Annotated in this window: 9 protein-coding genes; 5 read left to right on the top strand and 4 right to left on the bottom strand. The window is 74.6% G+C overall.

Annotated features, from left to right (window positions below; genetic code table 11):
* The first annotated feature begins 178 nt into the window (after positions 1 to 178).
* Positions 179 to 658, top strand: coding sequence for a MarR family winged helix-turn-helix transcriptional regulator (locus PV721_RS37340; RefSeq protein ID WP_319732375.1), 480 nt, complete (start codon positions 179 to 181; stop codon positions 656 to 658).
* Positions 659 to 684: 26 nt separating this feature from the next.
* Here PV721_RS37340 and PV721_RS37335 read toward each other — a convergent pair whose 3' ends face one another.
* Genes PV721_RS37335 through PV721_RS37325 form a run of 3 tightly spaced genes read right to left on the bottom strand, consistent with a single transcriptional unit; the run spans position 685 to position 4,759 of the window.
* The gene (locus PV721_RS37335) at positions 685 to 2,025 is read right to left on the bottom strand and encodes an AAA domain-containing protein (protein WP_319732373.1); all 1,341 of its coding nucleotides are present in this window, start codon (positions 2,023 to 2,025) and stop codon (positions 685 to 687) included.
* A complete protein-coding gene (locus tag PV721_RS37330) occupies positions 2,022 to 3,623 on the bottom strand; it encodes a hypothetical protein (RefSeq protein WP_319732372.1) in 1,602 nt (533 codons plus the stop codon). The genes PV721_RS37335 and PV721_RS37330 overlap by 4 nt, the downstream gene beginning before the upstream one ends.
* A complete protein-coding gene (locus PV721_RS37325) occupies positions 3,620 to 4,759 on the bottom strand; it encodes a hypothetical protein (protein WP_319732370.1) in 1,140 nt (379 codons plus the stop codon). Before PV721_RS37325 ends, PV721_RS37330 begins: the two co-directional genes overlap by 4 nt.
* A gap of 166 nt (positions 4,760 to 4,925) precedes the next feature.
* On the opposite strand from PV721_RS37325, the gene PV721_RS37320 reads away from it, so the two are divergent.
* Entirely contained in the window at positions 4,926 to 5,522 is a 597-nt protein-coding gene (locus PV721_RS37320; RefSeq protein ID WP_319732369.1) for a histidine phosphatase family protein, read from the top strand.
* Positions 5,523 to 5,791: 269 nt separating this feature from the next.
* Positions 5,792 to 6,133 carry a VOC family protein gene (locus PV721_RS37315; protein WP_319732367.1) on the top strand — a complete coding sequence of 114 codons (342 nt, stop codon included), beginning with the start codon at positions 5,792 to 5,794 and terminating at the stop codon, positions 6,131 to 6,133.
* A gap of 16 nt (positions 6,134 to 6,149) precedes the next feature.
* Here the strand turns inward: PV721_RS37315 and PV721_RS37310 are convergent, their stop codons facing one another.
* On the bottom strand, positions 6,150 to 7,472 hold the full coding sequence (locus PV721_RS37310; protein ID WP_319732365.1) for a tetratricopeptide repeat protein: 1,323 nt from the start codon (positions 7,470 to 7,472) through the stop codon (positions 6,150 to 6,152).
* Positions 7,473 to 7,715: 243 nt separating this feature from the next.
* Here PV721_RS37310 and PV721_RS37305 point away from each other — a divergent pair, with 243 nt between their 5' ends.
* Positions 7,716 to 8,123, top strand: a complete 408-nt coding sequence (locus PV721_RS37305) for a hypothetical protein (RefSeq protein ID WP_319732363.1) — start codon at positions 7,716 to 7,718, stop codon at positions 8,121 to 8,123.
* A gap of 34 nt (positions 8,124 to 8,157) precedes the next feature.
* Complete coding sequence (locus PV721_RS37300) at positions 8,158 to 9,036, top strand: fused MFS/spermidine synthase (RefSeq protein WP_319732361.1); 879 nt, start codon at positions 8,158 to 8,160, stop codon at positions 9,034 to 9,036.
* The last annotated feature ends 231 nt before the right edge of the window (positions 9,037 to 9,267 follow it).

Raw genomic sequence — 9,267 nt, 5'->3', positions numbered from 1 at the left:
CCCCGGTGGGGCCCGGGAAAGGGAGGTGGGGCGGGTGGCGGCGGAGATGACGTGCAGGCGGGTCATGGAGTGGACTCCCGGTCGATGCGGTTGTTGATGTGTCACCTATAAAAGCCGGAGTGTGCGTGACGTGTCAACCAGATAGGTGATGTGTCACCGACCTGGCTAGAGTGGAAGCATGACCCCCGCATCCGAGCCTCCCCGCTGGCTCACGGATCCCGAACAGGACGCCTGGTACGCGTGGCGGCGGATGTTCCCGCTGGTCAACGCGGAGATCGCGCGCGACCTGAGCCAGGACAGCGGGCTCTCCGAGGCCGACTACGACGTCCTGTCGGTGCTCGGCTCCACGGACGGCCACCGCATGCGGATCACGGCACTGGCCGAACTGATGCAGTGGTCCCGCAGCCGGCTGTCCCACCAGCTCACCCGCATGGAGAGGCGCGGCATCGTCCGCCGCGAGGAGGTGGCCACGGACGGCCGGGGCGCGGAGGTCGTCCTCACCGGCACGGGCGTGGCCACGATCACGGAGGCGGCCCCCCTCCACGTGGAGTCGGTCCGCCGCCACCTGATCGACATCCTGACCCCGGAGCAGCTCCGCACCCTGGCCGAGGTCGGCGAACTCCTGCGCGAACGCAAGGGCGCGAAGCGCAAGACCTGAGCCCCCGGCAGCCCGGCCGCTCGCCCCTACGGACGCCAGGGCACGCGGTGTTCCGCCAGGTGGGCCAGGACCGAGTGGTTGGCCTCCCACCCGTCCGGGAACTTCACCGTCACGCCGAGTTGGACCGGTTCCGTCGACGGGTGGTCGTCCAGGAGTTCCGCTATGCCCGCCCGGGCCACCACCACGCACGCGTGCCGGTGCCGGGAGGCCAGGACGCACAGGCGGCCCGTCTCCAGGTGGAAGGCCGTCGCGTCCGGGCGGCCCGACAGGGGGTGGAGGACCACCGTGAGGTCGTACTCGCGGCCCTGGAGGCGGTTCGCGGTGTCCACCGTGACTCCGGTGACCCCGAGCACGGCCAGCGCCGCGCGGACCGCGGCCGCCTGGTCGCGGTGGGCGGTGCCGACCGCGATCCGGTCGGCCGTCAGCGGGGAAGGACCGTCGGACTGCTCGTCGGAGGTCACCGCCCCGCGGTCCAGGGCCCGGCGGACCACCAGGGCCACCGCACCGACGGCCTCCGGGTCGGTGCGCGGGGTGTGCCGCGCGGGCAGCTCCAGCAGCCCCCAGCCCGCCTCGGCGGCCTCGTCCAGCACCCGGTCCGGGCCCGACCCGTCCGAGGGAACGCCGTACGACAGCCGCCGCTCGCCCGGCCCCGTACCGCTGCGGAACTGCGTGTACGGGTAGAACGCACGGGAGACCAGCGGCGCCGCCGTGGCCGGGAGCCGCCAGGACACCGGCAGCCGGTGCTGCGGCAGCTGCGGGTTGTGCGCGAGCAGGGTGCTCACCGCCGAGGCCGAGGGGTCGTAGGACAGGCCCGCCCACTGCTCCGCACCCACCACGCTGAAGGGGTCGAGCTGCCCCGGGTCGCCCACGAACAGCGCCCGCTCGAACAGCCCGGCCACGGCCAGCAGCGCGTCCGAGCGCATCTGGTACGCCTCGTCGACGATGGCGTGCTGCCAGGGCTCGACGTCCTTGACGAACGCCCACTTCGCCGCCGTGGAGATGGTGACCGGCAGCTCCGCGAGATCCCCCGGCTTGGCCGACAGGGTCACCGAGGGCAGCTCCCGCAGCGCCGGGTCGTAAGCATCCCCCTCGCTGCTGTGCAGCCGGCCCACCTTCAGCTCAGGGTCCTTGTCGGCGAGGCGCAGCACCAGGTCGTCGACCTGCGCGTTCGTCTGCGCCACCACCATCAGCCGGCGCCCGGCCGCGGCCAGCTCCCGGGCCGCCCGCACCACCAGCGTGGACTTGCCGGCTCCCGGCGGGGAGTCGACGACCACGCCCCGCTCGGCCCCGTGCAGGGTGTCGCGCAGGATCGCGGCGGTCGCCTCGGCGGCCGCGGCCCCGGGGTCGAAGGATGCGGTCGCGGTCACAGCACGTCCTCGTCGGTCACGGCGTCGGGCAGGGGAACGGCGCTCAGGTGCCCCGGCGGGCCGCCGTGGGTCCACGGCGTCTGCTCCGGCTCCGGCAGCTTCGGGCCGCCGCGCGCGTCGTGCTCGAAGAGCGTCCAGCACACCCGGTCGCCCTTCTCCGGCACCGAACCGGGCTCAGGCTCCCGGCCGCGGCCCATCTTGTCGAGGAGCCGCAGCACCAGCCGCCCGTCCTCCTCGAAGCGTACGAACTGCGCGCTCTGCGGGCGACCGTCCAGCGAACGGAACACCTTCCCGCCGCCCCCTTCCGCCAGCTGCGGCCGGTCCTCCGTGGCCACCGTCACCAGCGGGCGCGGGCTCGGCCGCTTCGACTCCGTCCACTCCATCACCACCTCGGTGACCTCGCCGGCGAAGGCCTCGCCCGCGAGGCGCCGGCCCGCCATGACGAGGGGGTCGTCCAGCGCCTCCTGCGCGTCCAGCCGCACCTGCTCGGTCTCCCGCGTGGCCAGCTTCTGGGCCGCCGTCACCGCGTCGTCGCGGCGCGGCTGCGGCGGCTCGCCCGCCCGTACGCGGTCCCGGTGGCCGGTGTACGACCAGCGGTCGCGCGTCCAGCGCTCCTCCGCGCGCTCGCCCGGCGGCAGGGCGCGCAGCAGGTCGATCGCCTCCCACGTCGCCCACCAGGTGTTCGACATCTGGTCCACGACCAGCCGGCGCACGGCCTCTCCGGCCTTGCGGACCTCTTCGGCCTTCCGCACCGCGCCGTCGTCGTCCCGGGGCCCGGTGGCCAGGGCCGTGCGCGCCGCGTCGTAGCGGGCGATCGCCGGGGCCAGCAGCTTGTTGTCGAACGCCGGGTCGGTGGCCGGACCGGCCGGCGGGCACAGCAGCCGGCCTTCCCCGTCGCGGCCCAGCTCCGCCCGGAGCGCCGCCTCGGCCCCCGAAAGGCCCTCGGGCGGGTCGATCCAGCTCAGCAGTGCGCCCAGGTGCTGGTCCTCCAGATTGCTCTGGCCGGTCGCCCAGTGCCGGGACAGCAGGTCGGTCGCCGACAGCAGCATCGAGGAGCCGGGCACGCGGGAGCGCTCGGCGAGGTGGGTGAACCAGCGGCCCAGCATCGGCACCTGCGAGGGCGCCGGATACGGATTCTCCGGCTCCTCCTCGGCGGTGCGCCGGAACCGCATCGACCGCCCCAGCAGCCGCACGTACTCGATGCCCGCCCGGCTCGGCACGATCAGCTGCGGCGCGTCCACGCACAGCTCGGTCTCCACCTTGACCCGCTTGCCCGTCTCCGGGTCGGTCTCGCTGCGCTCGGCCGGCTCCACGGCGTCCGCGTACGCGTCGATGTGGGCCAGCACGTGGACCGCCAGGTCCGCGAGGAACGCCCAGCGCAGGTCCCGGTCGCGGGGCTGGGGTATCACGAACACCTGCGGCTCGTGCCGGTCCGTGCCGACCAGCGCGCCCAGCGGAGCCCCGGCCTCACCGGCCGTGGTCAGCGGCACGAAGACCATCGGGCGCTCGCTCAGGTGGCGGTGCCGTACGGTCGCGAGCGGCTGGGCGCGGCCCGCCCGCACGGCCTCCAGCCGGGCCAGTGTGTTCAGCAGGCTCATGCGACGACCCCCGCCGCCGACTCCAGCGCCTCGGCGCGCAGCCGGGCCGCGCGGTGCAGGGCGGCGGCGGTCGGATCCTCGGCGCAGCCGGCCCCGGCGGCCGCCGCGAGGGCTTCCTCGACGGTGGTCAGCCCGCCCAGCTCACCCCGTACGGAACGGCCCAGCGCGGTCACCGTGCCCGCGGTGCGGGCCCGCTCCCGGCAGTGGAAGGCCAGCTCGCAGGCGGCCAGGCACTCGGGGGCGTAGGCGGCGTCGACGGCGGACACCGCCTCGACGAGCTCCTCGGTGGTCCGGGTCGCCGGGTCGAAGCTGAGCCCCTCGGGCAGCGCCGCGGCCAGCTCCTCGACCCGGGTCAGCCGGTCCAGCTGGCGCCGGGTCACGGAACGCTCGCGGCGGATGTCGACGGGGGAGGCGGTGGGCAGGTTGGAGAAGTCCTTCGGGCAGACCAGCAGCACGGTGTGCCCGACCTCGGCGCCCGCCAGCTTCCCGGCGGTCTTCTCCAGGGCCAGCACGTACACGGCGGCCTGGCGGGCGGCGGCGCCCACCTTCGCGGCGTCGGCGGCCCCGTCGATCATCGGGAACGACTTGATCTCCACCACGGTCCAGCGGCCGTCGGGATGCACGACCACGGCGTCCGGCTCCAGGTAGGCCGGGTAGCCGGCCACCTCCAGGGCCAGCATCGGGTGGTCCAGCAGGGTCCACGCCCGCGCCGCGGTGGCCTCGCGCAGGGCGAGCGCGGTGCGGGCGGCGCGGCCCTCGGGCCCGGCGGCGGTGAGGTCGGGGACGTGGGCGCCCGCGCCGGGGGGCTCGGCGGCCGGGTCGAGGTGCGCGTGGACCAGCCGCAGCAGCTCGGCACCGCCGTCGCCCTTGACCTTGGCCTCGAAGGAGTTCCCGCGGACTATGGCGAACTGCGACTGCCCGAAGGCGGCGGGCGAGCCGAGGGCCGTGGCGAGGGCGTTCTTGTCCACGCCGGCGCCGTCGAGCAGGGCCCGTCTGCCGCAGCCGGGATTGGCGGCGAGGGCAGCCAGCGCCCGGGCGTCGAGCGGACGGGGCGGTACGGCCGGGCCGCGCAGGCCGGCGAGCCGCTGCCGCAGGGTGGTCGGCTGCGCGGGGCTGCTGGGCGGGTAGGAGCTCACGGGCGGAAGTGTCCCATCCGCCACTGACAATCGTGGACTTAGCGCGGAAACCGGTGCCGGGGGCGGGTGGGGTCCCCCGTTGTTCGTGTGATGGATGATGGACGGACGATTGAATGGCCGGAAAACGTACGAAAGTGCGCGAATTCGCATGAAACGGGAGAACCCCATGGCCCCCCGCATCCTGCTGGCCCGCCACGGCCAGACGGCGTGGTCCCAGCTCGGCAAGCACACCGGACGCACGGACGTGCCCCTGCTGGAAGAGGGCAAGCGGGGTGCGAAGCTGCTCGGCGAGCGGCTGGCCCGCGACCCGTGGAACAGTCTGCCCGGCATCGAGGTCCGCACCAGTCCGCTGGTCCGCGCGAGCGAGAGCTGCGACCTGGCGGGCTTCGGGGTCCGGGCGGAGCCGTGGGACGCCCTGCTGGAGTGGGACTACGGCGACTACGAGGGCATGACCCCGGCCGAGATCCAGGCGATCCGGCCCGGCTGGCTGATCTGGCGCGACGGGGTCCCGGGCGGCGAGTCCGTCGCCGACATCGCGGCGCGCGCGGACGAGGTCGTCGCCTGGGCCCGCTCGGCGGAGCGCGACGTCCTGGTCTTCGCCCACGGCCACGTCCTGCGCACCCTCGCCGCCCGCTGGCTCGGCTTCGAAGCCTCCTTCGGCGCCCGGATCCGCCTGGAGCCCACCTCCCTCTCGGTCCTCGGCTGGGCGTACGGTGCCCCCGCCCTGGAACGCTGGAACGACACGGGGCACCTGGACGCGTAAGTCCCTTCGGGCCGGGCCGGGCCGGGCCGCGGCCCAATGCGCCGGGGCGGCGGGCTTCGTCGGTTCGGGTGGAGCCGGGCGCAAACGGCGAGTGCCGACCGGCCATTTCAGCCCTGCCGCCGCACTCTCCAGCCCGGCGGCGAAGTCGCCGGGAGGCTCGCGGAACCCCCGGCGGCTGCCTTCGGTCGGAAGGGGAGTTGGCCGGGAATCCGCCTAAAGGCGCTCACCGCAAGGGAGTTGAGTCGTCACCCAGCTGGGAGGATGGACCCATGACGATTACCTCCGTGGTGCTGCGGCGGCGCGTGGACGATCTCGGTCCGGCCCTGGACTTCTACGTACGCCTCACCGGCCAGCCGGCGACCCGCTTCGAGTTCGCCGGCCTGGACCTGGCGAGCGTCGGGCCGTTCCTGCTGTTCAGCGGGCCCGACGCGATCGCCGAGCGGTTCGCGGGAGTGGCCGCCACCCTCTCCGTGGCCGATCTCGACGCGGCGGTCGCGCACTGCGCCGCGTCCGGGGGTGAGGTGATCGCCGCCCCCGCCCCCACGCCCAACGGGCGCCGCGCGGTGGTGCGCCACCCCGAGGGCGGGGTCTACGAGTACCTCGGCGGCTGACCGCGAACCGGCGGGGTCAGACCGCCGCGTGCCGGGTCAGGAAGGCGCCCACGCGCGGGGACCGCTGGTGCGGGACCAGGGCGGCTGCGGTCTCCGAGAGCAACGACCGGACCCGGGTGGACTGGACCTCGGTCAGCAGGTCCAGCACCCGGCCCCCCGCCCAGGCGGCCTCGTCCGGGGCGCCCGCGCGGGCCAGGTCACCGGCCAGCTCGGCCGTGTAGAGGGCGACGTTCCGGGCGAAGTGCGGATCCTGGAGGTCGGCGGCGCGGCGGGCGTGCCGGGCCGCGCGGGCGTGTTCCCCGAGCGCCGCCCAGCACCGCGCCTCCAGGAACTCCAGCTCCGCCTCGCCGAAGAAGGACATCCACTCGGGGTCGGCGTCGGCCTCGCCGCGGGAGAACTCCGTGTGGGCCCGGGTCAGCGCCTCCTCGCAGGCCTTGCGGTCGGCCAGCCCCGCCCAGCCGCCGGCCTCCCGCAGGGCGAGCAGCGACAGCAGCCGGGGGGAACCGAGGGAGCGCGCGGCCCGGCGGCCGGCCTGGGCCGCCCGTACCGCCTCGCGGGAGCGGCCGCAGTCCCGGGCCAGGAAGGCCATGTTGCTGAAGGCGTGCGCCTCCAGACCCGCGTCCCGCGCGACCCGGGCCGTCGCCAGGGCCTCCGCGTAGTGCGAGCGGGCGTCGTCGAAACGGCCGGAGTCGTGGGCCAGCCAGCCGACCGAGACGGCCAGTTCGCCGGCACCCGCGTGCAGCCGGTCCTCGGTGGACTGCCGGGTGGCCCCCGCGTCGAGCAGGGCGTAGGCGGTGCGCAGGGGCTCTGCGGCCCTGCGGTACAGGGCGTCGGCCCCGTGCCGGTCGTCCAGCAGGCGGATCTGGCGTACCGCGTCCTCGACGGCGGCCGCCTCGGACTCGCCGGCGCGGGAGGGGAGCCGGCGGGTGTCGCCGAGCAGGGTGAGGCTGAGCGTCGCGGCCGCCACGGTCGCGGAGCCGCCCGCCATGAACGCGCGACGCAGCACGTCGCTCTCCTTGGCACTGGAAGGGGAACGGTGGGTGGGGACGGTGGTGAAGGGATCGCGCTGCGCCGAGCGCCCGCGCACGCTCTCGCGCGGGGAGAATCCCAGGTCGGCCAGGGCGCGCCCGGGGAACATATGGAGGAAGACCCGCTCGTACGCGTAGTTGGGGCAGCGGATCTCGCCGGACTCGACCCGGCCGATGTAGCGCGCGTCGCAGGAAACCGTTTCTCCGATCTCCTTCGCCGCCCGGCGCACCAGGGCTGCGAACTCGGCCGGGGAGTGCTGCCCGCGCAGCCGCCGGAACGTGGAGTTGGGTGAGTGGGGGGACGCCGCCATGGACGTGACCTCTCTGGCAAGGACCGCAGCGCCGGTGCTGTGAGGGTGGGGCCCGGCGCGCATGAACGTACCTCCAGCGCTGGGGTGTTCATGCGATGTTTGGCTACAAAACGGATATCTCACCCGCGATCCGCCATGAACTGCCATCCTTTGCAGCGTCTTGCCGCCGCACCCGTTGACGTTCCCGTGCGTTGAACCCATGCGGATACGGATCGAGGAGGGGTTCCCTTGGTGGAGGGCGGCATGGAGAGCACTGGAACGAACACCGCGTCCGAGCCCGGCACGGCCCCGGATCTCGATCTCGACCTGGTGACCGTGCCCACGCGGCAGGGTCTGGAGGCGGTGGACATCATCCGCCGCGCCGCCAGCCAGGCCGGCGGGGTCGGCCCCGTCCTGCACGACGGCTCCGGCGACACCCTCGGCTTCCTCGTCCCCCCCGGCACCGCCGACGCCTGGGACCTGCCGGGCAGTGCCTGTACGCACACCAACGGGCGCGGGATGTGCTTCGGCGACGCCGCCTCGCCCACCGCGGGCTCCACCGGCTGGCTGCTCCCGCCGGAGGCCGTCGGGCCGGTCACCGACCCCGAGGTGCTGCGCGCGGCGCTCGGCGAGGCGGCCCGGCTGATCGAGGCCGCGGACAACTGCCGCTGACCCCTCCCCGGCTGCCGCCCGGCACAATGGGGTGGTGGCAGGCAAGGACAGGAACAAGGGCAAGCAGCGCGGACGCGGTAGCGCCGAGGCGGTCGCCGGACAGGTGGACGGCGGCCGGGCGGAGCTGGAGCCGGACCGCGAGCGCGGCGCCGCCTGGACCCTGCTGATCGACGGGGCCCCGCAGTCGCACGTGGACCTGGACGACCCCGGATACCTGGACTTCGCCTACCAGCGGAGGATCGGCCACCTGATCGACCTCGTCGCGCCCGCACGCCAGCCCCTGAACGTGGTGCACCTCGGCGGCGGCGCCTTCACCCTCGCCCGCTACACGGCCGCCTCCCGGCCCCGCTCGACCCAGCAGATCGTGGAGATCGACGCCGCACTGGTCGCCTTCGTACGGGAACACCTGCCGCTGGACCCGCAGGCACGGGTCCGGGTCCGCGCGGTGGACGCCCGGGCGGGCCTGGCGAAGGTGCCGGACGGCTGGGCGGACCTGGTGATCGCGGACGTGTTCAGCGGGGCGCGCACCCCGGCGCACCTGACGAGCGCCGAGTTCCTGGACGACGTACGACGTGCCCTCGCGCCCACCGGGTGGTACGTGGCCAACCTCGCGGACGGTCCGCCCCTGACCCACCTGCGGAGCCAGATCGCGACGGCCGCGTCCCGGTTCACGGAGCTGGCGCTGGCCGCAGACCCCGTGGTGTGGCGGGGGAAACGTTTCGGCAATGCGGTCCTGGTGGCGTCCGACCGTGAGCTGCCCGTCGCGGAATTCACCCGCCGGGTCGCGAGCGACCCCCACCCGGGCCGGGTCGAGCACGGCCGGGCCCTGGCGGACTTCACGGGCGGCGCGGCCCCCGTCGCCGACGCGTCCGCGGTGGCCTCGCCGCAGCCGCCGCCCTCGGTCTTCCGGTAGCCGCGCGGTGCTCCCGCGGGTCGCGTACCGGTTCCGGATGCGTGACCGCGCGGGGGCGCGAATCGGTTCCGGATACATGTTGTGCAGTTGCCGATAAAGATCCGCCGAGTACTCCCCGCGAGCGGCCGCCGTGCGTAGCCTGTGAACCCCTAGGAGGGCTTGCCCTCCTACGACGCGTTCAGGAGACGGCAAGACCATGTCTGATTTCCCCGCAGCCCCCGGTGCCCCCAC

The sequence above is a fragment of the Streptomyces sp. MB09-01 genome, from assembly GCF_033794505.1.
GTDB lineage: Bacteria > Actinomycetota > Actinomycetes > Streptomycetales > Streptomycetaceae > Streptomyces.
The sequence above is the reverse complement of the archived record's forward strand: the minus strand, read 5'-3'. Positions and strand labels throughout refer to the sequence as shown.

Coding starts and splice junctions, on each gene's coding strand:
- PV721_RS37305 (WP_319732363.1), top strand. CDS start 7,716: ATGGAGAGCACTGGAACGAACACCGCGTCCGAGCCCGGCACGGCCCCG.
- PV721_RS37315 (WP_319732367.1), top strand. CDS start 5,792: ATGACGATTACCTCCGTGGTGCTGCGGCGGCGCGTGGACGATCTCGGT.
- PV721_RS37310 (WP_319732365.1), bottom strand. CDS start 7,472: ATGGCGGCGTCCCCCCACTCACCCAACTCCACGTTCCGGCGGCTGCGC.
- PV721_RS37340 (WP_319732375.1), top strand. CDS start 179: ATGACCCCCGCATCCGAGCCTCCCCGCTGGCTCACGGATCCCGAACAG.
- PV721_RS37330 (WP_319732372.1), bottom strand. CDS start 3,623: ATGAGCCTGCTGAACACACTGGCCCGGCTGGAGGCCGTGCGGGCGGGC.
- PV721_RS37320 (WP_319732369.1), top strand. CDS start 4,926: ATGGCCCCCCGCATCCTGCTGGCCCGCCACGGCCAGACGGCGTGGTCC.